Source organism: Mesorhizobium sp. UC74_2 (assembly GCF_042701485.1).
In the GTDB taxonomy this organism is placed as follows: Bacteria; Pseudomonadota; Alphaproteobacteria; order Rhizobiales; family Rhizobiaceae; genus Mesorhizobium.
In genome coordinates, this window is sequence record NZ_CP170562.1 from 3,798,686 (window position 1) to 3,821,524 (window position 22,839).

The 22,839-nt window shown below is 63.4% G+C and carries 22 protein-coding genes and 1 pseudogene; 11 read left to right on the plus strand and 12 right to left on the minus strand.

Translation table 11 applies throughout. The annotated features are described in order from the left end of the window. Positions 1 to 15: 15 nt before the first annotated feature. Genes ccoP through ccoN form a run of 4 tightly spaced genes read right to left on the minus strand, consistent with a single transcriptional unit; the run spans position 16 to position 3,399 of the window. Entirely contained in the window at positions 16 to 879 is an 864-nt protein-coding gene (gene ccoP / locus ACFJIU_RS18485) for a cytochrome-c oxidase, cbb3-type subunit III (protein WP_379062308.1), read from the minus strand. Next, entirely contained in the window at positions 876 to 1,034 is a 159-nt protein-coding gene (locus ACFJIU_RS18490) for a cbb3-type cytochrome c oxidase subunit 3 (protein WP_379062310.1), read from the minus strand. The genes ccoP and ACFJIU_RS18490 overlap by 4 nt, the downstream gene beginning before the upstream one ends. Positions 1,035 to 1,046: 12 nt before the next feature. Next, the gene (ccoO, locus tag ACFJIU_RS18495; protein ID WP_379062312.1) at positions 1,047 to 1,778 is read right to left on the minus strand and encodes a cytochrome-c oxidase, cbb3-type subunit II; all 732 of its coding nucleotides are present in this window, start codon (positions 1,776 to 1,778) and stop codon (positions 1,047 to 1,049) included. Positions 1,779 to 1,788: 10 nt separating this feature from the next. Next, entirely contained in the window at positions 1,789 to 3,399 is a 1,611-nt protein-coding gene (gene ccoN, locus ACFJIU_RS18500; RefSeq protein ID WP_379062314.1) for a cytochrome-c oxidase, cbb3-type subunit I, read from the minus strand. A gap of 89 nt (positions 3,400 to 3,488) precedes the next feature. Here ccoN and ACFJIU_RS18505 point away from each other — a divergent pair, with 89 nt between their 5' ends. Further along, the gene (locus ACFJIU_RS18505) at positions 3,489 to 4,070 is read left to right on the plus strand and encodes a hemerythrin domain-containing protein (RefSeq protein WP_379062316.1); all 582 of its coding nucleotides are present in this window, start codon (positions 3,489 to 3,491) and stop codon (positions 4,068 to 4,070) included. An 11-nt stretch (positions 4,071 to 4,081) separates the two neighbouring features. On the opposite strand, the gene ACFJIU_RS18510 is transcribed toward ACFJIU_RS18505, so the two are convergent. Then, entirely contained in the window at positions 4,082 to 4,810 is a 729-nt protein-coding gene (locus ACFJIU_RS18510) for a Crp/Fnr family transcriptional regulator (RefSeq protein WP_379062318.1), read from the minus strand. A gap of 164 nt (positions 4,811 to 4,974) precedes the next feature. Here ACFJIU_RS18510 and hemN point away from each other — a divergent pair, with 164 nt between their 5' ends. The 3 genes from hemN (at position 4,975) to uppP (ending at position 7,906) form a co-directional block, all read left to right on the plus strand. Beyond that, complete coding sequence (hemN, locus tag ACFJIU_RS18515) at positions 4,975 to 6,321, plus strand: oxygen-independent coproporphyrinogen III oxidase (protein WP_379073155.1); 1,347 nt, start codon at positions 4,975 to 4,977, stop codon at positions 6,319 to 6,321. A gap of 67 nt (positions 6,322 to 6,388) precedes the next feature. After that, entirely contained in the window at positions 6,389 to 6,916 is a 528-nt protein-coding gene (locus ACFJIU_RS18520) for a DedA family protein (RefSeq protein WP_379062320.1), read from the plus strand. A gap of 117 nt (positions 6,917 to 7,033) precedes the next feature. Beyond that, positions 7,034 to 7,906 carry an undecaprenyl-diphosphatase UppP gene (uppP, locus tag ACFJIU_RS18525; RefSeq protein ID WP_379062322.1) on the plus strand — a complete coding sequence of 291 codons (873 nt, stop codon included), beginning with the start codon at positions 7,034 to 7,036 and terminating at the stop codon, positions 7,904 to 7,906. A 15-nt stretch (positions 7,907 to 7,921) separates the two neighbouring features. Here uppP and ACFJIU_RS18530 read toward each other — a convergent pair whose 3' ends face one another. The 5 genes from ACFJIU_RS18530 to ACFJIU_RS18550 all read right to left on the minus strand — a co-directional run bounded on the left by ACFJIU_RS18530 (position 7,922) and on the right by ACFJIU_RS18550 (position 14,284). Further along, positions 7,922 to 9,232 carry an AAA-associated domain-containing protein gene (locus ACFJIU_RS18530; RefSeq protein ID WP_379062324.1) on the minus strand — a complete coding sequence of 437 codons (1,311 nt, stop codon included), beginning with the start codon at positions 9,230 to 9,232 and terminating at the stop codon, positions 7,922 to 7,924. Between the two features lie 23 nt (positions 9,233 to 9,255). Then, positions 9,256 to 10,995 carry an ABC transporter permease gene (locus ACFJIU_RS18535; RefSeq protein WP_379062326.1) on the minus strand — a complete coding sequence of 580 codons (1,740 nt, stop codon included), beginning with the start codon at positions 10,993 to 10,995 and terminating at the stop codon, positions 9,256 to 9,258. Positions 10,996 to 11,191: 196 nt separating this feature from the next. Beyond that, positions 11,192 to 12,061, minus strand: a complete 870-nt coding sequence (locus ACFJIU_RS18540; protein WP_379062328.1) for a carbohydrate ABC transporter permease — start codon at positions 12,059 to 12,061, stop codon at positions 11,192 to 11,194. After that, positions 12,058 to 12,948, minus strand: a complete 891-nt coding sequence (locus tag ACFJIU_RS18545; RefSeq protein WP_379062330.1) for a carbohydrate ABC transporter permease — start codon at positions 12,946 to 12,948, stop codon at positions 12,058 to 12,060. Before ACFJIU_RS18545 ends, ACFJIU_RS18540 begins: the two co-directional genes overlap by 4 nt. Positions 12,949 to 12,991: 43 nt before the next feature. Continuing rightward, complete coding sequence (locus ACFJIU_RS18550; RefSeq protein ID WP_379062332.1) at positions 12,992 to 14,284, minus strand: ABC transporter substrate-binding protein; 1,293 nt, start codon at positions 14,282 to 14,284, stop codon at positions 12,992 to 12,994. A 375-nt stretch (positions 14,285 to 14,659) separates the two neighbouring features. Here ACFJIU_RS18550 and ACFJIU_RS18555 point away from each other — a divergent pair, with 375 nt between their 5' ends. Genes ACFJIU_RS18555 through ACFJIU_RS18565 form a run of 3 tightly spaced genes read left to right on the plus strand, consistent with a single transcriptional unit; the run spans position 14,660 to position 17,114 of the window. Continuing rightward, complete coding sequence (locus tag ACFJIU_RS18555) at positions 14,660 to 15,535, plus strand: ROK family protein (protein WP_379062334.1); 876 nt, start codon at positions 14,660 to 14,662, stop codon at positions 15,533 to 15,535. Beyond that, positions 15,532 to 16,302 (plus strand): GntR family transcriptional regulator, encoded by a 771-nt coding sequence (locus ACFJIU_RS18560; protein WP_379062336.1) that lies wholly within the window; start codon positions 15,532 to 15,534, stop codon positions 16,300 to 16,302. The genes ACFJIU_RS18555 and ACFJIU_RS18560 overlap by 4 nt, the downstream gene beginning before the upstream one ends. Positions 16,303 to 16,322: 20 nt before the next feature. Then, positions 16,323 to 17,114, plus strand: a complete 792-nt coding sequence (locus tag ACFJIU_RS18565; protein ID WP_379062338.1) for a sugar isomerase domain-containing protein — start codon at positions 16,323 to 16,325, stop codon at positions 17,112 to 17,114. Between the two features lie 42 nt (positions 17,115 to 17,156). On the opposite strand, the gene ACFJIU_RS18570 is transcribed toward ACFJIU_RS18565, so the two are convergent. Together ACFJIU_RS18570 and ACFJIU_RS18575 are read right to left on the minus strand one after the other, a co-directional pair. Next, positions 17,157 to 18,317: a M20 aminoacylase family protein gene (locus ACFJIU_RS18570; RefSeq protein WP_379062340.1), complete on the minus strand. Its 1,161-nt coding sequence runs from the start codon at positions 18,315 to 18,317 to the stop codon at positions 17,157 to 17,159. Beyond that, on the minus strand, positions 18,314 to 19,519 hold the full coding sequence (locus ACFJIU_RS18575; RefSeq protein WP_379062342.1) for a diaminopropionate ammonia-lyase: 1,206 nt from the start codon (positions 19,517 to 19,519) through the stop codon (positions 18,314 to 18,316). The genes ACFJIU_RS18570 and ACFJIU_RS18575 overlap by 4 nt, the downstream gene beginning before the upstream one ends. Positions 19,520 to 19,619: 100 nt before the next feature. On the opposite strand from ACFJIU_RS18575, the gene ACFJIU_RS18580 reads away from it, so the two are divergent. From ACFJIU_RS18580 to ACFJIU_RS18595, 4 genes and pseudogenes are all read left to right on the plus strand, one after another. Beyond that, complete coding sequence (locus ACFJIU_RS18580; RefSeq protein ID WP_379062344.1) at positions 19,620 to 20,114, plus strand: Lrp/AsnC family transcriptional regulator; 495 nt, start codon at positions 19,620 to 19,622, stop codon at positions 20,112 to 20,114. Between the two features lie 194 nt (positions 20,115 to 20,308). Beyond that, a pseudogene (exbB, locus tag ACFJIU_RS18585) lies at positions 20,309 to 21,411 on the plus strand (tonB-system energizer ExbB). 10 nt (positions 21,412 to 21,421) lie between these two features. Then, positions 21,422 to 21,877: a TonB system transport protein ExbD gene (gene exbD / locus ACFJIU_RS18590; RefSeq protein WP_379062346.1), complete on the plus strand. Its 456-nt coding sequence runs from the start codon at positions 21,422 to 21,424 to the stop codon at positions 21,875 to 21,877. Continuing rightward, complete coding sequence (locus tag ACFJIU_RS18595) at positions 21,874 to 22,800, plus strand: energy transducer TonB (RefSeq protein WP_379062348.1); 927 nt, start codon at positions 21,874 to 21,876, stop codon at positions 22,798 to 22,800. Before exbD ends, ACFJIU_RS18595 begins: the two co-directional genes overlap by 4 nt. Positions 22,801 to 22,839: the final 39 nt, after the last annotated feature.

Sequence of the window (22,839 nt, forward strand, 5' to 3'; positions counted from 1 at the left end):
AGATTTAGGCGGACCCTATTCCCCTCCCCCCAGCGAATGCACATAGACGGCCAATTTCTTGACCTTGACGTCGCCGAGACGTGCGCCCCAAGCCGGCATGACGCCGTTTTTCGGTGTCCTTACCTGCTGGGCGATCGCTCGCTCGCCTGAACCGTAGAGCCAGATCGCATCAGTCAGATCGGGTGCGCCAAGTTCGCGATTGCCCTTGGCATTGGCGCCATGGCAGGCGGCGCAGTTGTCGACAAAGACCTTGGCACCGGGCTCCACTTTCGCGGGGTCGCTGACGGGTCCCGACAGGCTCGCTACATAGGCGCTGACATCGCTGATCTGGCCAGCGTTGAGCATCTCCGCGAAAGCCGGCATCTCGGAGGTGCGGGTATCCGCATCATCGGCAAAGCGGATACCGTGCGTGACTGTCTTATAGATCTGGTCGGCTGAACCGCCCCACAGCCATTCGTCGTCGTTCAGATTCGGGAAACCGGGAGACCCTTGCGCGCCCGAACCATGGCATTGCACACAGTTCACGCGAAAGGTCGCCGCTCCCGCAGCAGTCGCAAAGTCGCGCAGGCTGCCGTCGGCCTCGATCTCATCCACCGATTTCGCCTTGATCGCAGCGATGTATTTTTCCTGGGCGGCGCTGGCGGCGGCCAGATCCTGCTTGACCTCGCCGCGGCTCGAATAGGCGAGCACGCCTTTGGTCGCGGATGTCAGGAGCGGCCAGGCCGGATAGGCGACGGTGTAGCCGATCGCCCAGATGACCGTGGCGTAGAACGTCCACAGCCACCAACGCGGCATCGGGTTGTCGAGTTCGCGGATGCCGTCCCACTCGTGGCCGGTGGTCGAAACGCCGGAAACCTCGTCGATGTGTTTTTCGGTCATGGCTTGTCGTCCTCGAACGGGATCCTGGCTGCGGCGTCGGCGTGCTTCTTGCTACCGGGGCGAAGAGTGAAGAACACCACGCAGACAAAGAAGATGGTCATGCCGAGAAGACCCCAACTGTCAGCGAAATGGCGCATGGCCGTGTAGGTTTCCATCTCCCACCTCCCTCAGCGATAGCCAGCGGCTTCGTCGTAGGTCGAGAAATCGACCAATGTACCGAGCATCTGCAGATAGGCGACCAACGCATCCATCTCGGTCACCTGCTGCGGATTGCCGTCGAAGTCGCCTGTCTTGGCTTTCGGATAGCGCTTCGAAAGAGCGGAAGTGTCGGCATTCGGATTGGCCTGGGCGACAAGATCGGCTTCCGCGTTGTCGATCATCTCCTGCGTGTAGGGGACCCCGACATCGACATTGGCGACGAGTTGCGTGGAGAAACCCTTCGGCGACAGCGGCGCGTCCTTCAGGAAGGCGTAGCGCGGCATGATCGATTCCGGCACCACCGAGCGCGGGTCGCTGAGATGCTGGACGTGCCATTCATTGGAATAGCGGTCGCCGACGCGGGCAAGGTCGGGGCCGGTACGCTTCGACCCCCACTGGAAGGGATGGTCGTACATGGACTCCGCCGCCAGGCTGTAGTGGCCGTAACGCTCGACCTCGTCGCGGAAAGGCCGGATCATCTGGCTGTGGCAGAGATAGCAGCCTTCGCGGATGTAGATGTTGCGACCTGCCAGCTCGAGCGGCGAGTAGGGTCGCATGCCTTCCACCTTCTCGATGGTGTTCTCGAGATAAAACAGCGGCGCGATCTCGACGATGCCGCCTATGGTCACGACCAGGAACGAGCCGACGAGCAGCAGCGTCGCGTTGCGCTCGATGAGCGCGTGTTTGTCCATCAAAGCCATGTGAGAACTCCTATGCGGCCGGCTGCAGGGCGGGCGTCGTGCCGGTGGTCGGCACTTCCTCGCGCTGGCGACCGCGGATGGTCATGAAGATGTTCCAGGCCATGACCACCACGCCCGAGAGGTAGAGCGCACCGCCGAAAGCGCGCATCACGTAGTAGGGATGCATGGCGGCGACGGACTCGGCGAAGGAATAGACCAGGAAGCCCTGCTCGTCGTATTCGCGCCACATCAGGCCCTGCATGATGCCCGACACCCACATGGAGGCCGCGTAGATGACGATGCCGAGCGTCGCCAGCCAGAAGTGCCAGTTGACCATGCGCACCGAATAGAGGCGCTCGCGGTTCCACAAGCGCGGCACCATGAAATAGACCGCCCCGAAGGAGATCAGGCCGTTCCAGCCGAGAGCGCCTGAATGCACATGGCCGATGGTCCAGTCGGTGTAATGGGACAGCGAGTTGACGGCCTTGATCGACATCATCGGCCCTTCGAAGGTGGCCATGCCGTAGAACGCCACCGCCGTCACCATCATGCGCACGATCGGGTCGGTGCGCAGCTTGTCCCAGGCGCCGGAGAGCGTCATCAGCCCGTTGATCATGCCGCCCCAGGAAGGCATCCACAGCATGATCGAGAACACCATGCCCAGCGTCTGCGCCCAGTCGGGCAGCGCGGTGTAGTGCAGGTGATGCGGCCCAGCCCAGATGTACATGAAGATCAGGGACCAGAAGTGGATGATCGACAGCCGGTAGGAATAGACCGGCCGGTTCACCTGCTTGGGAATGAAATAATACATCATGCCGAGGAAGCCCGCGGTGAGGAAGAAGCCGACGGCGTTGTGGCCGTACCACCACTGCGTCAGCGCATCCTGCACGCCGGAGAAAAGCGAATAGCTCTTCGACCCGAGGAACGAGGCCGGCACCGCCAGGTTGTTGACCACGTGCAGCATCGCGATGGTCACGATGAAGGACAGATAGAACCAGTTGGCGACGTAGATGTGTGGTTCCTTGCGCTTCAGGATCGTGCCGAGGAAGACGGCCAGATAGGCGACCCAGACGACGGTGAGGAACAGATCGACATACCATTCCGGCTCGGCGTATTCGCGGCTCTGGGTGATGCCGAGCAGATAACCGGTGGCCGCCATGACGATGAAGAGCTGGTAGCCCCAGAACACGTACCAGGCGAGATTGCCGCCGAAGAGGCGCGCACGGCAGGTGCGCTGCACGACATAGAAGGAGGTCGCGATCAGCGCGTTGCCGCCGAAGGCGAAGATGACCGCCGAGGTGTGCAATGGCCGCATGCGGCCGAAATTGAACCAGGGCTCCAGGTTGAGATCCGGAAAGGCCAACTGCAGCGCGATGACGACGCCGACCAGCAGCCCGACCAGCGCCCAGAACACGGTCGCAATGGCACCGTAGCGGATGGGTCCGTCCATGTATGCGGACTGATCGACAGGCTGCTCCGGCTCGAAGCTGACATTGCGCAGGAGCACGATGGTGCCGATGGCCAGCACGGCGAACAGCACCCACATATGCGCTCGGAACGGAGCGTCGGCGGCGAAGCCGGCGCCGAGCAGCGCCAGGAATGTCGCCAGGCTCATCCAGGCAATTTCGGCTCCATATCTCATCGAGCGATCCCTCGGCTTGTCCAGCATCGAGACCACATCCCCATGCGGTCTTTCCTGCCCCCGTTTCGGACAAAGCGAGGGCGTCCGCCTTGATCCAGGTCAAAGCCCTGCAGAGCCTGACAGGTCAGTCTTGCGGTTGGAAAAGGCGGGGAGGATCGTTTGTGCGGCGTGAATGGCTTGTAAGAACCGTGACGGCTCGTCAGTCACTCAAACATCGGGCAGTGGTGCTTGAACGAACGCATCCGAAACATCCGGCGCTGGTCATTCAGCGTGTGCACGACGACAAGCTCGCACTGTGCATGGCGCTGGAGAAAATTGCAGACGCTTTGCCCAACGATGTGTGCCGGGCTGAATGCCTGCACATTGCCAGCCTGCTGCTCCCACTGCTGCGCAAGGCGCATGCTTACGAGGAAGACGTGATTTTCCCTGCCTTCGCTGTCGCGGGAACAGAGGTGAATCCCAGCGTGACAATCCGGCGCCTGCGCGCCGAGCATGTCGAAGACGAGAGCTTCGCTGACGAAGTGACGGAAATTCTGCTGGCCGTGGGACACGGCGAACCCGTCGGCAATGCCGAAGCCCTGGGCTTCATGCTGCGGGGATTGTTCGAGACATTGAGGCGTCACATCGCCTTCGAGCGCGAGCACGTATTGCCAGCCATCGTTGGAAACTAACCTGCCAGCTTTCAGTGTCCGGCCCGGGCTTCCAGCCGTTCCCGCCTGGCGACGGTCACATGGCGGTTGTTCTCGATGCTGATGACGCCGTCGGCACGCAGCTTGGTGAACTGCCGCGAGACCGTCTCGATGGTGAGCCCGAGGAAATCGGCGATGTCGGCGCGCGTCAGCGGCAGGTCGAACGTCACCTTTTCCTCGCCTTCGTCCAGTGTCGGGTCGATGTGGTTGGCGATCAGCAGCAGGAAGCTCGCGACCTTCTCCGCAGCGGTCTTGCGGCCCAGCGTCAGCATCCAGTCGCGCGCCTCGTCGAGCTCCTTCAGCGTCTGGCGCAGCAGCCGGTTTTCCAACTCAGGACTCTGCTTCATCATCCGCTCGATGGCGGCCTTCGGAAAACTGCACAGCGACACATTGGTCGCGGCCTCGGCATTGACGGCGCTTTCAGTCTTGAACGGACGGCCGAGGAAATCCGGGGCGAATTGCAGGCCGACGATCTGCTGGCGGCCATCGGACAGGGTCTTGGTCAGTTTGACGACGCCGGCCAGCACGTTGGAGTAATGATCCACCGTCTCCATGTCGCCGACCAGTTCCGCACCCGGTTCGACGGTCTGCTTGGACGAAGCCCTGGCGAGCGTCACCAGTTGGTCGGAGTCGAGTGCGCCGCAGACACCGCGGTGGCGTGCCTCGCATGCCTGGCAGAGAATCGGAATCCCTGCGGTATGAACGTCCTGTCGCAGGTTCATGCCAATCGCGCCCCCGCGTTGCTTAACCTCTTTCTTCTAGCTCTTCTTACCCGATAAATCCCGCGTCAGTTTGTCTCCGATGTGAATTGACATGGATCAAGCAGGAGAATTGATGTCTGACACATGATCAGCGCCAACAGAAATCGATGATTTCGAAGGCCGCCATGCAGGATATCTTTCTCGACCGTTATTCGACCCCGGTGCCTCGCTATACCAGCTACCCGACGGCACCGCATTTCCACCAGGGCGTCACGGCGCAGACCTATCGCGACTGGCTGACGGCACTGCCTGCCGGCAGCACGCTGTCTCTCTATGCCCACATTCCCTATTGCGACCGGCTGTGCTGGTTCTGCGCCTGTCACACGAAACAGACGCTCTCCTATGCGCCGGTCCGGCGCTATGTCGATGCCTTGCGGCGAGAGATCAGGACGGTCGGCGCCCTGCTCGACGGTCAGTGCGAAGTCGGCGCACTGCACTTCGGCGGCGGCTCGCCGACGCTGCTCAGTCCACAGGACATGATCCTGGTCGACACGGCGCTGCGGAAGGCATTCCAGTTCCATCCCGACGTGGAAATCAGCGTCGAAATAGATCCCAGCGACATGGACGACGCACGTTTCGATGCCCTGGCTGCGATCGGCATGACCCGGGCCAGCCTCGGTGTGCAGGACTTCGACGAAACCGTGCAGCGGGCGATCAACCGCGAGCAGAGTTTCGAACAGACCCGCTGGGTGGTCGAGAGCGTCAGGGCGCGCGACGTCTCTTCGGTCAATCTCGATGTGCTTTACGGCCTGCCGAATCAGACGGTTACAACGGTCGCTCGCACTGCCGAACAGGTGCTTTCGTTGCGTCCCGACCGCATCGCGCTGTTCGGCTATGCGCATGTGCCGTGGTTCAAGAAACACCAGAAACTGATCGATGAAGCCGCCCTGCCCGACGCCGCTGAACGCCTCGCCCAATCGCAGCTGGCGGCGGAGATGATAACCGGCGCCGGCTATGTGGCGATCGGACTGGACCATTTTGCGTGGCCGGACGATGGCATGGCACGAGCGCTGGAGGATGGCTCGCTCAAGCGCAATTTCCAAGGCTATACCGTGGATGGCGCCGATGCCCTGATCGGGCTGGGTGCTTCCTCGATCGGCCGGCTTCCGCAAGGCTATGTCCAGAACATGCCGGCGACCGGCGAGTACCAGAAGCTGGTCGAGAAAGGTGAGCTGGCGACGGTGCGCGGCATCGCCCTGACGCAGCAGGATCGCGCCCGCGGCTGGGTGATCGAGCGGCTGATGTGCGACTACGCTTTCTCGCGCGCCGACCTCCTGGCGTTGTTCGGCGAGGACGCAAAGCCCATCCTCCGCGACGCGCACATCCTCGCCAGTGATCCCGCGAGCGGGTTCGTCGCCTATGGCGGCGATTTCAGCATTGACGAGCAGGCCAAGCCTTTCGTGCGCTCGATCGCGGCGCATTTCGACAGCTATCTTGCGACCGGCACCGCCCGCCACTCGGCGGCAGTGTGACAACCTGATCCAGCGCGCTGGTCGGAAACCGGTTTCGAAAGCCGCCGACATCGTCTAGGGCCAGAGCATGGATTTTCAGGCACTGACCCAAACCGCCGTCGATTTTGTCCGGGCCAACCAGGGATGGGGTTTCCTCGTCGTCATGGCGCTGGCCTTCGGCGAATCCCTCGCCTTCATCTCATTGCTGGTGCCGGCCACCGTCATCCTGCTCGGCATCGGCTTCCTGGTCGGTGAGAGCGGGATCTCGTTCTGGCCACTGTGGGCGGCAGCGGCGATCGGCGCCTTCTTCGGCGACTGGCTCTCGTTCTGGATCGGGCAGAAACTGAAGCATGACGTGGTGCGCTACTGGCCATTGTCGCGCAACCCGGGCCTGCTCGAGCGTGGCCATCGCTTCTTCGAACGCTGGGGTACGCTTGGCGTGTTCATCGGCCGCTTCTCCGGACCGCTTCGCGCCGTAATGCCGCTTGTGGCCGGAATCTGCGAGATGTCGCCGGTCGCGTTCCAGTTCGCCAATGTAACATCGGCGATGCTCTGGGCAGCCGGCATCCTTGCACCCGGCGCATTCGGCCTCAAATGGCTGCAGGAGTGGATTTGACGTTCCGTCATCACGCAAAGTTCATCGCGGCGTGACTTAATCCCGCCAGCCTGCCTGGCGACAAAGTCGGGACGGCCGCGATGATCTGCGACCGTGGGGACGTGGAGAGGGACCATCATGGCGAACGCATGTTCGGAAGGCGTTGATATCGGCTTTGCGACGCTGGGCTACGCAAAGGTCGCGGTGCTCGGCGTGGTACAGGGCATCACCGAATTGCTGCCGATCTCATCGACGGCGCATATGCGCATCGTGCCGGCGCTGCTCGGCTGGCAGGATCCCGGCTCCGCCTTCTCCGCGGCCATGCAGCTCGCGGCACTGGCGGCTGTGGTCAGCTATTTCTGGCGCGACGTGACCGGCCTCGCCGGCGGCACGGTAACGGCGCTGCGTACCGGCAATTATGCCAGCCCGACCTGGCGCCTGGCCGTCGGCATCGTGCTGGCAACCATTCCCATCGTGATCGGTGGCCTGTTGCTGTCGCCGCTGCTCAACCGCTGCGACTCGCCGCTGCGCGGCATCGTGGTGATAGGTTGCTCGATGGTGATATTGGCCGTGCTGCTCGGCATCGCCGAGTATGTTGCCAGGCATCGCCGGACAGTTGAGGAGATGCGGCTGCGCGATGCGCTAGTCGTCGGGGTCGCCCAGGTGGGTGCGCTGATCCCCGGCATCTCGCGATCCGGTTCGACGCTGACGGCGGCGCTGTTCCGGGATCTCAAGCGCGAGGAGGCCGCACGTTTCTCCTTCCTGATCGGCATTCCGGCGATCGCACTTGCAGGCCTGCACGAGATCTGGGTGCTGCACAAAGCGCACATCCCGACCGAGGCCTGGCATGTGCTGCTCTTCGGTCTCGTCATCGCCAGCCTTTCGGCCTTCGCGGCGATCTGGGGGCTGATGCGTTTCCTGGAGCGGTTCTCGACCTGGCCGTTCGTCTTCTACCGCGCTGCCATCGGCATCCTGCTGCTGATCGGCGCGGCCGTGGGCTGGCTGGCATGATCCAGGCAGTGTTGCCTATTGCGGGTTTTCCAGGCTGAACAGTTCGCTGTGCTCGTCATAGGCGAAGAGCTCGGCGTAGCGCGCCCAGGAAATCACCGTCTTCAGCGTTTCGTCGGCATAGTCCTCGGTCATGTAGTCTTCGAGCTCGTTGCGGAAGCGCGCCACGGGCGCGACGTGAGCGGGCCGTTCATCGAGCACCCTGCGGATCAGGCCGATCAGCGGCACATAGGCCGAGATGTGCTCGGCGAACAGCCGCTTGCGTTCGTCCGTTTCCATATGGGCGAAACGCTTGCCGGCATCCGTCAGCTCGATGTCGCCTTCGCTGAGCTGGGCCAGGCGCAACAGCTGCAGCGTCTCGCCGAGATGGAAGATCTCGTCGGCCTCCATCTGCAAGGCACCCGCCAGCACCGGCAGGTCAGCGCGCCCGTCATAAGGCGCTGCCGCCAGCGCCTCGATCAGGCCGGCGAGCACATTGGTGGAGACATGGGTCAGCACCATGCCGATGCCGGCGCCCGGAATGCCTTCCTTCGAAGGCAGTCGCGGTTCGGCGCGCTGCGTCATGATCGCGTAGATCGAATCGACCAGCTGCCGAAAGACGGGGTCGAGGCGGTTGCGCGGGTGCGGCAGATCGACCTTCAGTTCGCGGGCGACACGGCCGGGGTTCGAGGAAAACACGAGGATGCGGTCGCACATCAGCACCGCCTCCTCGATGTTGTGGGTGACGATCAGCACGGACTTGATCGGCAGGCGGCCTTCCACCCACAGATCGATCATGTCGGTGCGCAGCGTTTCGGCTGTCAGAACGTCGAGCGCCGAAAACGGCTCGTCCATCAACAGCAGGTCTGGATGCACCACCAGCGCGCGCGCGAAGCCGACACGCTGGCGCATGCCGCCGGACAGTTCCTTGGGAAAGGCGTTCTCGAAGCCGTCGAGGCCGATCAGGTCGATGGCTGCAAGCGCGCGCGAACGGCGCTCGGCGCGATCGATGCCCTGAGCCTCCAGGCCAAGCTCGACGTTCTGCAGAACGGTGAGCCAGGGAAACAGCGCAAAGGACTGGAACACCATGGCGACACCCGAGGGCGGGCCCTGGATTTCCGAGCCTCTGCACTCGGCCACACCGGACGATGGTGCGACGAGACCAGCAATGATGCGCAGCAGCGTCGACTTGCCCGAGCCTGAGCGGCCGAGCAGACCGACCAGTTCGCCCTCGCGAATGGTCAGGTCGACATTTTCCAGCACCGTCACGTCCTTGCCGCTGCCCTTGGGAAAGGATCGCGAGACCTGGCGGATATCGATGAGCGGCTTCCTGGCGACTTGATCGAGCATTGCAGGGCTCCTGGTGGAATGGTTCACGCAAGACGCAGCCGGCGCTCGCCAAAGGCATAGAGCGGGCGCCAGACCAGACGGTTGAAGAGCGTGACGAACAGGCACATGACGACGATACCGAGCACGACGCGCGGGAAATCGCCGGTGGACGTGGCCTTGGAAATGTAGGCGCCGAGGCCTCGCGCCGTGAGCTGCTCGTTGCCCCAGCTTGCCACCTCGGCAACGATCGAGGCATTCCACGAACCGCCCGACGCGGTGATCGCACCGGTGACGTAGTATGGGAAAATCCCGGGCAGGATCACCTTGAACCACCAACGCCAGCCCGCGATGTGGAAGCTGCGCGCCGCTTCCTTGAGGTCGCTGGGGAAGGCCGAAGCGCCAGCGATGACATTGAACAGGATGTACCACTGCGTGCCCAGGATCATCAGCGGGCTAAGCCAGATGTTCGGGTTGAGATCGTAGTGCGCGATCAGCACCACGAACACCGGAAAGGCGATGTTGGCCGGGAAAGCGGCCAGGAACTGCACCAGCGGCTGCACCTTCTCGGCAAGCTTCGGGCGCAGGCCGATCCAGACCCCCACCGGCACCCACAACAACGTCGCCAGCGCCATCAGCACGATGACACGCGCCAGCGTGATGAAGGCGTCGGCAAGCACGGTGGCGACGTCGAGCCAGCCGACATTGGTTTTGAGATAACCGATGCTGACATAGGCGCCATAGGCGGCGCCAAGCGCAATGAGGCCTATCCAGAGCCCGTCCGCAAGCCGTGAGCGCGCCGCGCCGCTTGCACGCTCGCCGGTCCCGAAAGCCGGCATAGCAGGCAGGCGCAAGGTCCACACCGTGCGCGCCAGCCAGGCGAGCGGCGTGACGAGGACACGCACGAGGCGCGAACGGCGGAGCAGGTCCAGCATCCAGGACTGCGGCGCGTCCGCCGAGGCCGTTGTCTCGAAGCGGAACTTGTCGGCCCAGGCGACCAGCGGGCGAAACAGCAACTGGTCATAGAGGATGATGACAACCAGCATGGTGATCACCGCATAGACGATCGCCGCGATGTTCTGCTGCTGGATGGCCAGCGCCACATAGGAGCCGACGCCCGGCAAGGTCACGGTGGTGTTGCCGACGGTGATCGCCTCCGACGCGACCACGAAGAACCAGCCGCCCGACATCGACATCATGGCGTTCCAGAGCAGGCCCGGCATGGCGAAAGGCACGTCGAGGCGCCAGAAACGCTGCCAGCCGGTGAGATGAAAGCTGCGGGTGGCCTCCACCAGGTCGGCCGGCGCATTGCGCATCGACTGGTACATGGAAAAGGTCATGTTCCAGGCCTGGCTGGTGAAGATGGCGAACACCGATGCCAGCTCGGCGCCCAGCACCGAACCTGGGAACAGATTGAGGAAGAAGGTGACGGTGAAGGTGAGGAAGCCGAGGATCGGTACCGACTGCAGGATGTCCAGCATCGGCACCAGCACCATCTCGGCACGCCGGCTTTTCGCCGCGGCGGCGGCATAGATGAAGGTGAAGACCGTGGACAGCACGATCGCCAGCAGCATGCGCAGCGTGGTGCGCAGCGCGTAAACCGGCAGATTGGCAGGATCGAGCGAAAGCGGGCTCGCGTCGAGCGTCGACAGCGGCTCGGTGGTGACTTCCGCGCCATAGGCGATCAGCACGATGGCGCCGACCACCAGAAGCAGCGCCATGATGTCCCACGCGCTCGGCAGCACCGAGCGCCGGATGGCCAGCGGAACGTATTTCTGGACCGGCATGACGCACCCCCGTCAGGAAGGGGAAATGGATGATTGTGGACGAAGGCTCCGTCTCATCGACGCAGCTTTCGCGCAAGTCCTATTTTCAGGCGTGTGTCGGCATTGTGACGGCGGATTCCGGCCGAGGCTGAAAAGCGAACACAAAACCGTGAACAGCTCAAAAAAGCGAAGCGCAAGCAGGCGGTTGGCGGGACTATCAGCCCTTGACCGCCGAACTCACGATCGAGTCGACGAAGAAGCGCTGCAGGAAGACGAACAGGATCAGCGGCGGCAAGACGGCAAGTGTGGCGCCAGCCATGACCAGCCCGGTGTTCATGGCACCGCGATTGTAGCTCAGCAAACGGCTGAGACTGATGACGATTGGATAGCTGTCGGCGTTGCCTTGCAGCACGGTGAGCGGCCACAGATAGCTGTTCCAGTGATAGACGAAGGCAAACAGGGCCAGCGCCGCGATGGCCGGCGCGACGGTCGGCGCGACGATCTTGAACAGGATGAGCAGTTCCGAGGCGCCATCCATGCGGGCGGCATCGATCAGGTCGTCCGGCACCCCAGCGATGAACTGGCGCATCAGGAAGATGCCGAACGCATTGGCCAGGTTCGGCACGATGATGCCGGCCAGGCTGGCATTGAGCCCAAGTGAGCCGACCATGCGATAGAGCGGGATGAGCGTGACGATCGGTGGCAGGAACATGGTCGCGAGCAGCGCTGAAAACAGCAGCGTGCGGCCAGGAAAACTGTATTTGGCGAAGGCGTAGCCGGCCATCATGGAGGTGACGAGGATGCCGGCCGTGGTGATGGTGGCAATGACAAGCGAATTCCACATCGAACGGCCGACATTGACCACGCCCGCCACCTTCTCATAGGCATCGAGCGTCGGCGTGCGTGGAATCCACACCGGCGGCACCTGCATGGTCTCGGCCGTCGTCTTCAGGCTGGACAGCACCATCCACAGCAGCGGGAATGCGGAAGCAACCGCCACCAGCAGCAGCAGCGTGGCGAGCAGCGCCTTGCGTCCGGCGGGGCGATTGCGCGGCAAGATACTCGACGATCCGGCCGGCGTGCTCATTCGTCGTCCTTCCGGTTCATGAAGGCAAACAGCGCGCAGACCACGACAATGAGGGAAAGCATCAGCATCACCGCCATCGCCGAGCCCAGCCCGCCCTGGGCGCGCTCGATGCCGACACGGCGGATATGGTAGGTCAGCACATTGGTGGAACCGACCGGACCGCCCTGCGTGATCAGGGCCACCGGTTCGAATACCTGCACGGCGTTGATGATGGCGATGACGGCGCTGAACAGCAGGGTGCGGCGCAAGAGCGGCAGCGTGATGAAGCGGAACTGTTCACCGCGATTGGCGCCGTCAAGCGTCGCCGCTTCGTAGAGGCTGCCGGGAATCTGGGTCAGGCCGGCAATGGCAAGCACGGTGAAGTAGCCGACCTGCTGCCAGACATTCAACAGCACGATCGAGACAAGCGCCGAGCGCGGCGAAGACAGCCAGGGCTGCGGGCCGATGCCGACAAGACCGAGCATCTGGTTGAACGGGCCTTCGCTCGGCGAATAGAGCTTCGACCACACCAGCGCCACCGCGATCATCGGCACCATATAGGTCGAAAAGAGAACGGTCCTGAGCAGCGTGCCGCCACCAACATCACGCTGATGGACCAGCAGGCCGAACAGGACCGAGAGCGGCAGGATGATGGCGACCGACAGGGCGGTATAGATCGCCGTGTTGACCAAAGCGCCCTTGAAATCGCGGCCGACGGATGTCGACCCGAAGATATCCTGGAAATTGGCCGTTCCGACGAAGCGGGCTTCAGCAAACGGCGTCTGCGTCGACCAGTCGTTGAACGACAGCCAGACCGTCAAAAGCATCGGCAGCAGGACGAAGACACCGATCAGCGTCACGGCGGGCGAAAGCATGATGCCCGCCGAAGCGCGATAGCCATTGGTCATCGATAGCCTTCCGAAAGCCGGTATAAGTCAGAACAGGCTGCCACTACTTGGCAGCGCGCTCCAGAATGGAAATCGCGTCGGCCTGCGCCTTCGCCTGTGCCTCCCTGGCGGAAATCTGGCCAAACTGCAGCGCTTCCAGTGTCTGCTGCAGCGACTCCGAGAACTCCTGTCCGCCCGGAACGACGGGGAACGGTCTGGCGTCGGCGAGGACGCTGACATAGCCGGCGAGGAATTCCGTGCCGAGCTTGTCCTTGTGCGCCTCGATGTCGGAGCTGCGCGACGGCAGGATGCCCATCGACATCAGGATGTCGGACATAGCCGAGGCACCGTTCTGGCCAGATTTCGCACCGTTCAGCCAGGCCAGGAAATCCCAGGCGGCCTTCTGCTCGGCCTCGCCGGCCTTGGCGTTGACCACGGTCATCCAGGAATAGGAAATCGAATGCGGCTTGTCGCCGCCCGGCCCGACAGGGATCGGCGCTGTGGCGATATTGGCGAACTTGTCGCCCATGCCGGTCTTCAGCGCGCTTTCCCACCAGTTGGCCATGATGATCATGCCGGTCTTGCCCGATACGAAATTGTCGAGGAACGGGCCGGTGGTGTTGGCGTCGGCGGTGGCCATCGACGGATCGCTGGAACCGTCCTTGATCAGGCCCTCATAGAATTCGAACGTCTCGCCTGCCTGCTTGCTGTCCAGCACCGGCTTGCCGTCGGCGACGAGTTCGCCACCATTGGAGACCAGCAGCGAGGCGAAAGGATGAACCACACCCGCCGCCCAGGAATTGATCATGCCGAAACCCTGCTGGCCGGCATCCTTCTTCGTCAGTTTCTTCGCGGCCTCGCGGAATTCGTCCCAGGTCTTCGGTGCTGCTGCAATGCCTGCCTGCTTGAACAGGTCCTTGTTGTAGTTCAACGCATAGACGTCGATCTCATTCGGGATGCCGTAGAGCGCACCGTCGACCGAGGCGGCGCTGACGACGCCGGCCGGCCAGGCGCCCTTGACCTCGGCAGCCACCGCTTCCGGCGCCGGCGCAACCAGCTTGTCGCGCGCCAGTTCCGGCAGCCACAGATCGTAGATGCCGCCGATGGTCGCGCCGTCGGAACCGCCGCTCTGCGAGCGCAACGTGGTCAAAAGATCGCCGAACGGCACCGCACGCACCGTGACCGTCACATCAGGGTGGGTCTTGGAATATTCCTTCGCCGCATTCTCCAGCAGCGCAACGGTCTCGGGCGACCAATGGGTCAGGTAGGAGATGTTCACCGCCTCGGCCCAGGCCGAACCGGGCAGAAACGCCAGCCCCGTCGCCAAAACCAGTTTCGAAGTCCAGGCCAAAGACATTCACTCCCTCCCATTGTCCGTCAAGGCAGGCATGACGTTATGACAACTTAAAGCGACAGCGCAAGCGATAACTTGCCTTCGACTACCTCTCGGCAGCCCATTCGGCTCGCAAAATCGACCAGATTCCGAGCATTTCTCTAGCAAAATCAGTTTTCCTTGACCAAATCTTGCGGGCACTCCTCGCATAGTCCGAAAAAATCCGATGTGGGTTGTCTTGCGATTTCGCTTATGTCGTTATAATGAATTTGAGCCTTCGAGGAAAACCGTGCAGGCCGGAAACGGCGGAGTGCGAGAGATCGCAAGACACATGCTTTCAATTCACCGTCACAGCTGGGCCGGAATGTTGGCACCAACGGCCGCGAGGCACCGCAAGCCATGACGCGCGTCCTGGCCATCGACCTTGGCGGCACCAATCTGCGCGCGGGCATGCATAGCGGCGACATTGCGGCTCTGCAGATGCTGACGCATGAGGCCGCACCTTCGACATTGGAAGATTTTCGGGCTCGTCTCGGCGCGCTTGTCGATGAGGCCGGCGAGATCACTGCAATCGGCCTTGCGATGCCAGGCCTCGTCGAAGGCACGGCCTGTCGCTGGATACCCAATCTCCCCTATCTCGACGGGCAGGACCTGCAGAAACTGTTCCCTGACCTCACGGTCGCGGTCGGCAATGACGCGCAGATCGCCATGCTGGCGGAGGCCGTCGAAGGTGGCGCCCGATCGCTGAGCGATGCGCTGCTGCTTGCCATCGGTACCGGCATCGGTTCGGCCGTTCTGGCCGGCGGGCGCATCGTCGCCGGGGCGCAAGGCGGTGCCTGCTCCTTCGGCTGGGCCTGCGCCGACACCAGCGATATCGGCGAAGACCGCAGCGGCTGGCTCGAACGTTCAGCTTCGGGCCGCGCGCTGGATATCGCAGCGCAGGAACTGAGCCTGGAAAACGGCGCCGCCCTGATCGCCGAGGCGCGTTCGGGCAATGGCGATGCGATGGCCGCACTTGGAACACCTATGCGAAGCCTCGGCACGGCCCTGGCCGGCGCGGTCGCCCTGCTCAACCCGCAGGCAGTCCTGATTTCCGGCGGCATCGCGGATGCGCTCGATGTGATGAAGCCGCCATTGCTCGCCGCACTGCAGCGCCATTTGCCGCCACACCTTCGCCAGATCAACATCAGGCCCGGCGTCTTCGGGTCGCGCGCCGGCCTTGTCGGTGCAGCGCTAGCAGGCGCCGCCGGAGCAGGATGGAGGCAGATACGATGACCGAAGCCAGCTTTCCGCAACCCGATCGCCGTCGCCCCGAACCGCTGTGGTTCCAGGTCGAGCAAGCGATCCGCGCCATCATCAAGAGCGGCGAGTGGGCAACGGGGGACCAGATCCCGGCCGAGGATCGGCTATGCGCCATGTTCGGGGTCAGTCGCATCACGCTGCGCCACGCCTTGCGCAACCTGGAAGAAACCGGGCTGCTGCGCCGCGAGCACGGGCGCGGCACCTTCGTGCGCTCGACCACGCTGGTCGCCGGCACGCGCGAACTGACCAGCTTCACCCAGGAGATGGGCAATATCGGCGTCGTCGCCGGATCGCGGCTGCTGGATTGCAGCCTGACCACGGCGGATGCGGCCGCGGCCGCGGCGCTTGAGATCGATGAAGGCGACCCGGTGGTGCGCATCAGGCGGCTCAGGCTCGGCAACAACGAGCCGATCGGTATCCAGACGGCGCAGCTTGCAGGTGCACGCGTGCCAGGCTTCCTCGATTCCGGGCTGCTGCAGGGCTCGCTCTACGAAGCACTGGAGCGCCGCTACGGTATCGTGGCGATGGAAGCGCGCGAGAGTTACCGCGTCGGCACGGTGCCGGTCGCAGACGCCGATCTGCTCGGACTGGCCGCCGGCACGCCCGCCTTCATCGTCGAACGCGTGAGCATCGACGAGCGTGGTCCCTTCGAATTCACCGTCTCGGTCATGCGCGGCGACCGGTACGAGATCCGCTCGACGCTGCGCGCCGGCCGCGTTGCCCCCAACACCCGAAGCTGACACCAAGCAGGAGTATCCAAGTGTCCGATTTCTATATTCCCCGCCTCGCCGCCCTCATCGAGAAGGCGTCGAAGGAAAATGCCGAAGGCTTCGAGCAGGCGGCGAGCCGCTTTGCCGACTCCCTGCAAAATGGCGGGCTCATCCACCTCTACGGTTCCGGCCACTCCGTGCTGCCCTGCCAGGAAGTTTTTCCACGCTACGGTTCCTACGTCGGCTTCAACCCGCTGACAGACCCGCGCGTGATGTGGAACAACGTACTTGGCGCCGGTGGCGTGCGCGAACTGCTCTGGCTGGAGCGCACGGAAAAATATGCCGAGAAATTCCTCGACCACCAGCCGCTCAACAAGGGCGACTCGATCATCATCTTCGGCCACAGCGGCCGCAACGCCTCGGGCATCGACACCGCGATCTATGCCAAGAAGCGCGGCATCTTCGTGGTGGCGATCACCTCGAAAAACAATCTCGACAAGCCAGCCACGCATTCCTCCGGCATGAGGCTCGCCGATGCAGCAGACCTGGTGATCGACACCTGCTCGCCGATCGAGGACGCCATCGTGCCGGTGGAGGGCTGGAGCCGCCCGGTTTCCGGCTCGTCGACGGTGCTGGCCATGATCATGGCGCATGAGCTGATCGCCCGCACGGCCGACCAGCTGTCGAAGCGCGGCGTCGAGCTGCCGGTCTTCGCCTCGCCGACGATCGCGGGCGTGACGCTGCACGACACCGACGTGATCTACGGCGTCTATCGCGAACGCATGCTGGAAGCGCAGAAGAAACATCTGCCGACTTTCCAGGCCACCATGCGCGGCGAGTGACCGGATAAAAAGGCCGGCCTCGCCGGCCTTTTCCTTTTCGGGCTATTGCCGTTCAGGCAAACGGCGCCGGGTGATGGCGACGTGAAAGCCGGTCCCGTGCAGCAGAGCCGCATCGTTGAAGTCGAAGGTCGGATTGTGCAGCGGCGCCGAGTTCTCGCCATTGCCGACGAAGACGAAACAACCCGGGACATGGTCGAGGAACCTGGCGAAGTCTTCCGAGCCGGTCATCGGCTCTTTTGCGGTTGCGATCGCCGCCGGCTTGAAGACCGTCGCCGCGGCGGCAAAAGCCTCCTCGACCAGCGCGGCATCATTCACCAACGGCACGAATTCGCGCGTGTAGATGATTTCTGCACCGACATTGTGGGCGAGTGCCGTGCCCTCGGCGATGATGCGCATCTGCCGCTCGATCTCGGCGCTGACCTCGGGACGGAAGCTGCGGGCATCGCCGAGAATCCGGGCAAGGCCGGGCAACGCATTGCGCGTGCCGTCGGTGATCAGCTCGGTCACCGAGACGACGCCGATATCGGTCGGGCTGAGGCGTCGCGACACGATCGTCTGCAGGTTGGTGACGAGCGCGCAGGCGGCGACCAGCACCTCATTGCCCCAATGCGGCCGGGCTGCATGGCCACCGACACCCTTGAGCACGATCTCGAAATTGTCCTCGGCCGACATGAACGAGCCAACGCGTGTTTCGAAGTGACCGACCGGCAGCCCCGGCATGTTGTGCAGGCCGTAGATCTCCCCGAACGGAAAGCGCGACATCAGGCCGTCATCCAGCATGGCGAGCGCGCCTCTGCCCCACTCTTCCGCTGGCTGGAAGATGAAACGAACGGTGCCGTCGAAACCGCCCTCCTCCGCCAGTCGTCTGGCCGCGCCGAGCAGCATGGTGGTATGGCCGTCGTGGCCACAGGCATGCATGACGCCCTGGTTCTGCGACCGGTAGTCGGCGCTTCCCTGCTCGGTAATGCGCAGAGCGTCCATATCGGCGCGCAGCGCAATGGCACGGTTGCTCGAGCCGCGTCTCAGCGTGCCGACAACTCCGGTGCCACCAACGCCTTCGGTGACATCGTCGAGACCGAATTCGCGCAGCTTCGCGGCAACGAAGGCGGCGGTGCGCTTTTCCTCGAAGCCAAATTCCGGATGTGCGTGCAGGTCTCGCCGCCACGCCGTCATCTCACGTTCCAGCAAAGCCGTTTCGATCATGCGGGCATTACCTCATTGGTGCCGACGACAGCCGGATCTGCGCCGACCAGCAATTCGTAGAGGCCGGGATCGGTTGCGCCTTCGGTATTGACCAGAAGGATGCGGGAGGAGGCGTCGAGCTTCAGTGCCGCCTTCAACTCGGGCTCGGCCAGCGCCCGGGTCAGCCCGGCGAGGCCGACACAGCCGCTTTCGCCGGAGACGATCGCCGGGTCATGACCCGCGGGCAAGGCCAGGCGCCTCATAGCTGCAATGGCGTCGTCTTCCTCCACCGTCATGAAGGCGTCGGCGAGACGCGACAGCACGCGCCAGGCAACCAGCGAGGGCTCATAACATTCCAGCATCGCCATCACGGTCGGCTCGCCGTGCTCGATCCTGGTCACGCGACCGGTACGGGCGGTCTCCAGGATGCAGGCCGCGCGGGCCGGCTCGACCACCACGAAAGTCGGGCAGTCACTTGCAAGCGTCTCGGCGAAGTGCCCCGCCAGCGCCGCGGCGATGCCGCCAACGCCGGCCTGCACGAAGACATGGGTCGGCGGCCTGTCGAGCTGGCTCAAAGCCTCATGGGCTATGGCCGTATAGCCCTGCATCACAAGGCCGGGGATGCGTTCATAGCCAGGCCATGACGTATCCGACACGATCGACCAGCCTTCGCGCTCCGCGACACGCGCGGCCTCTGCCACGGTCTCATCATAGGTGCCGCGGACCCGGATCATCTCGGCGCCGAAGCGGGCGATCGCAGCGACCCGTTCGTCGCTGACACCGCCATGCACGAAGATAACGGATCGTGCACCGACAAGCTGCGCACCCTGCGCGACGGAGCGGCCATGATTGCCGTCGGTGGCGCAGGCAAAGGTCATTTTGGCGGCAACGGCGCGCACGCTGGGCCGATCGAGATCGGCAAAGTCGACATCACATTCGAAATGGCGGGCGGCTTCTTCCAGCACAAGCCGGATCACCGCATAGGCGCCGCCGAGCGCCTTGAAACTGCCGAGACCGAGACGCTGCCCCTCGTCCTTCACATGGATCGATCCGACACCCAATACGTCCGCCAACCTGGGCAAGGCCACGAGCGGCGTGGCAGCAGCACTCCCCCTGAACGCCAGGAAGCGCCCCACCTCGTGCGCGCCGGCGGCGCCAAGTACCCGGGCATCGGCCGGAAGCAGGGGCTTATTATGGTCCGGGTGGGTGTTGATCAGGAACATCTGCACCTCTTTCGCGTCATCAGCGAAGATGTATTGCATCGCAGGCGCAAATTGCGCTGTATTCCGCCACGATCCGCGCAAGTTTGTTTCACGAGGCAGCATGGTGGCGAAACCGGCAATCGAACTCGACAGTTTCGACCTGGCGATCCTCGCCATCCTGCAGAAGGACAACACCACGCCGCAGCGGCTGGTCGGCGAAGCGGTCAACCTGTCGGCCCCTGCCGTACAGCGGCGTATCCGGCGTCTCGAAGAGGCTGGCGTGATCGCGGCCAATGTCGCCATCGTCGATCCCGCCAAGGTCGGACAGGCCATCACCATCTTCGTGGAGGTGGAGGTGGTCAGCGAGACCGCCGAACTGCTCGACCTCGCCAAGCGCGAGTTCTCCGCCACGCCGGAAGTGCAGCAGTGCTACTATGTGACCGGCGAAGCGGATTTCATCCTGATCATCGTCGTGGGCACCATGGCCGACTACGAAGCGCTGACGCGGCGGCTGTTTTTCTCCAACAACAACGTCAAGAAATTCCGGACCTTTGTCGCAATGGACCGCGTCAAGGTCGGCCTAACGGTGCCGTTGACGGAGCCCGCAAGGGCGTAGACCGAGACCATTGCCCCTGCCGCGCAAAATTGCCTGGGTAAAAGATACGCAAAGTGAAGCTGCAAATTCTTGATAATCATACTCAACAATGTTAGGTCGCTCTCGCTCGTATGAGCCGAGACCTGAGTGGATCATCACCAAACCGCCGGATCGTCTCGGCTCCGTAAAGTGGAGACGAGACCTTGCAAGACGATATGCGCCTCAGCGTCGCGAACCAGACAGACCGGAAGAGCACATTCGGCCAGGCCGCCCGCATTGTTGCCGTTGCCGGCCTGATAGCGATCAACGTCGCCCCCGCGCTGGCTCAACAAACGGCGCCAGTCGAAAGCAGCGCACCACTTGCGGCACCTGCCGGCGAAGGCGTGGCGCCGGCAGCGCCAAACACGAATTCAGCGCAAGGCGCGACGCCGGCTCCCGCAGTCCAGCCCGCTCCGGCAACTCAGCCCGCACCCGCGATGTCGGCACAACCGGCGCCAACCGAAATCGCCCCGGCGCCTGGCGCCCCGAATTCTGCAGAAGCACTATCGATCGCCAAGGCGACCCTGCCGCACAACCTGTCCCCCTGGGCATGTTCATGAGCGCGGACTGGGTGGTGAAGGGCGTCATGATCGGCCTCGCCTTCGCCTCGCTGGTCACATGGACCGTGTGGCTGGCCAAATCGCTGGAGATCGCCGGCTCCAAGGCACGCCTTGCCAAGGCCTTGCGCGGCATCACAGGCGCGCGCCGGCTCGATGACGCGACTCAGGCGCTCGGCAAGGGTGCCGGCATCGGTGCCGTGCTGGTACGGGCGGCCGCCGAAGAGCTGGAAATGTCGCGCCAGGACGATGGCGGCTACGATGCCGCCGGCGTGAAGGAACGCGTGGAATCGCGCCTGATGCGCATCCAGGCGCAGGCAGGCCGACGGCTCAGCCGCGGCACGGGCGTGCTGGCCACGATCGGCTCGACCGCTCCCTTCGTCGGCCTCTTCGGCACGGTGTGGGGCATCATGAACTCCTTCATCGGCATTTCGGAAGCGCAGACCACCAACCTTGCCGTCGTCGCGCCCGGCATCGCCGAAGCGCTGCTCGCTACCGCCGTCGGCCTGATCGCCGCCATTCCGGCCGTGGTCATCTACAACGTCTTCGCGCGCTCCATCACCGGATATCGCCAGGGGCTGGCGGACGCCGCCGCCGGCGTGCAACGCCTGGTCAGTCGCGACCTCGATCGTGTTTCTTCGGTTCACGCCACAGTGCGTTCGCATGCCGCCGCAACCGCCAGACCCGCGAATGGCCATCAGGCACCCGCGGTAGCCGTCTAGGAGAAGCGCTATGGCCGGCGGCATCAAGCAGTCGTTCGACGACGACGATATGCAGGAGAACCACGAGATCAACGTGACGCCGTTCATCGACGTCATGCTGGTCCTGCTCATCATCTTCATGGTCGCCGCACCGCTGGCAACCGTCGACATCAATGTCGACCTGCCTGCTTCCACGGCAACGCCCGCACCCAAGCCTGACGAGCCGCTCTATGTCACGCTGAAGGACGACCTCAGCCTGGCAATCGGTCAGCAGACGGTGGACCGAAACACCTTTCAGCAGCAGTTGGACACGATCGCCAAGGGCGACAAGCAGAAGCGCATCTTCCTGCGTGCCGACCGTGTCGTCGCCTATGGCGATCTGATGGAGGTGATGAACCTGATGCGCGGCGCGGGCTACCTGAAGGTCGCGCTGGTCGGACTGGAAACGGTTCCGACGACAACGCCTGCCGCCGGAGCAGCGCAGTGACAGCCGCCGCGGCACAAGGCGGCCTGTTCGGCGGCTTCAGCCGCCGCGAACTGACGCTGTGGTCGAGCGCCGCTCTCATCGTTGCGTCGATTCATACTGGTGGCGGCTGGTATCTGTACAGTGGGGGATCGGAAAGCACACCGCCACCTGCGGCCCCGCCCGCCATCATGCTCGACCTGCCACCGATGGTCATCAATGCCGAGACACCGCCGATTGACAGCGCGGATATCGTCGACAACGAAGCTTCCTTGAGACCGCAAGAAATCACGGAAGAGATCAAACCTATCGAGGAAGAGGTCGAGAAGCCTGTCGAAGAGGTGACGGAACCGGAGCCGGAGATGGAGGCGCCGAAGCCTGAAGTCGCCGAGGACGTGGTTCCGGACCTCGTCGAAGCCCCTCTGCCCGAAGTCGCGATGGCTATTCCCGAACCACGTCCCGAGACTGAAAAGCCGAAACCGGTGGTGAAGCCGGTTGAGAAGAAGAAGCCGCTCGAAAAGAAGAAGCCAGAGCCGGTCAAGGAAGCCAAGACCGAAAAACCCGAGAAAGTCGAAAAGAAGAAGCCGGTCAATTCGCTCGCCCAACAGAAAGCCGCCCGGGACGGTACCAACATCCCGAAGGCAGGTGGAAGCAGCGGCACCACGGGCAGTTCAGTCACGCCATCGCAGTGGACCAGCAAAGTTGGCGCACATATCCTGCGCTACAGGCGTTCAGTAAGCTTGGGCCGGCGTGGGGGCGGCGATGCCACGGTACGGTTCACCTTCGATTCCAGTGGCACAATCCTGTCTGTCGCCCTTACCCGATCTTCGGGTGACAAGGCTCTCGACGATGCGGCCGTCACGATGATCCGACGGGCATCGCCGATTCCCACGCCACCACCTTCGGTTACAACCCGGTTCCTCGTTCTTCCAGTCGGCTCACGCTGACGGATTGGCATCTCCCCGAAAATGAGACGGCGCGGATCC

Bases quoted from the DNA above. Each gene is read 5' to 3' on its own strand.
- ccoP (WP_379062308.1), bottom strand. From the start codon at position 879: ATGACCGAAAAACACATCGACGAGGTTTCCGGCGTTTCGACCACCGGC.
- ACFJIU_RS18490 (WP_379062310.1), bottom strand. From the start codon at position 1,034: ATGGAAACCTACACGGCCATGCGCCATTTCGCTGACAGTTGGGGTCTT.
- ccoO (WP_379062312.1), bottom strand. From the start codon at position 1,778: ATGGCTTTGATGGACAAACACGCGCTCATCGAGCGCAACGCGACGCTG.
- ccoN (WP_379062314.1), bottom strand. From the start codon at position 3,399: ATGAGATATGGAGCCGAAATTGCCTGGATGAGCCTGGCGACATTCCTG.
- ACFJIU_RS18510 (WP_379062318.1), bottom strand. From the start codon at position 4,810: ATGAACCTGCGACAGGACGTTCATACCGCAGGGATTCCGATTCTCTGC.
- hemN (WP_379073155.1), top strand. From the start codon at position 4,975: ATGCAGGATATCTTTCTCGACCGTTATTCGACCCCGGTGCCTCGCTAT.
- ACFJIU_RS18520 (WP_379062320.1), top strand. From the start codon at position 6,389: ATGGATTTTCAGGCACTGACCCAAACCGCCGTCGATTTTGTCCGGGCC.
- uppP (WP_379062322.1), top strand. From the start codon at position 7,034: ATGGCGAACGCATGTTCGGAAGGCGTTGATATCGGCTTTGCGACGCTG.
- ACFJIU_RS18530 (WP_379062324.1), bottom strand. From the start codon at position 9,232: ATGCTCGATCAAGTCGCCAGGAAGCCGCTCATCGATATCCGCCAGGTC.
- ACFJIU_RS18535 (WP_379062326.1), bottom strand. From the start codon at position 10,995: ATGCCGGTCCAGAAATACGTTCCGCTGGCCATCCGGCGCTCGGTGCTG.
- ACFJIU_RS18540 (WP_379062328.1), bottom strand. From the start codon at position 12,061: ATGAGCACGCCGGCCGGATCGTCGAGTATCTTGCCGCGCAATCGCCCC.
- ACFJIU_RS18545 (WP_379062330.1), bottom strand. From the start codon at position 12,948: ATGACCAATGGCTATCGCGCTTCGGCGGGCATCATGCTTTCGCCCGCC.
- ACFJIU_RS18550 (WP_379062332.1), bottom strand. From the start codon at position 14,284: ATGTCTTTGGCCTGGACTTCGAAACTGGTTTTGGCGACGGGGCTGGCG.
- ACFJIU_RS18555 (WP_379062334.1), top strand. From the start codon at position 14,660: ATGACGCGCGTCCTGGCCATCGACCTTGGCGGCACCAATCTGCGCGCG.
- ACFJIU_RS18560 (WP_379062336.1), top strand. From the start codon at position 15,532: ATGACCGAAGCCAGCTTTCCGCAACCCGATCGCCGTCGCCCCGAACCG.
- ACFJIU_RS18570 (WP_379062340.1), bottom strand. From the start codon at position 18,317: ATGATCGAAACGGCTTTGCTGGAACGTGAGATGACGGCGTGGCGGCGA.
- ACFJIU_RS18575 (WP_379062342.1), bottom strand. From the start codon at position 19,519: ATGTTCCTGATCAACACCCACCCGGACCATAATAAGCCCCTGCTTCCG.
- ACFJIU_RS18580 (WP_379062344.1), top strand. From the start codon at position 19,620: ATGGTGGCGAAACCGGCAATCGAACTCGACAGTTTCGACCTGGCGATC.
- exbD (WP_379062346.1), top strand. From the start codon at position 21,422: ATGGCCGGCGGCATCAAGCAGTCGTTCGACGACGACGATATGCAGGAG.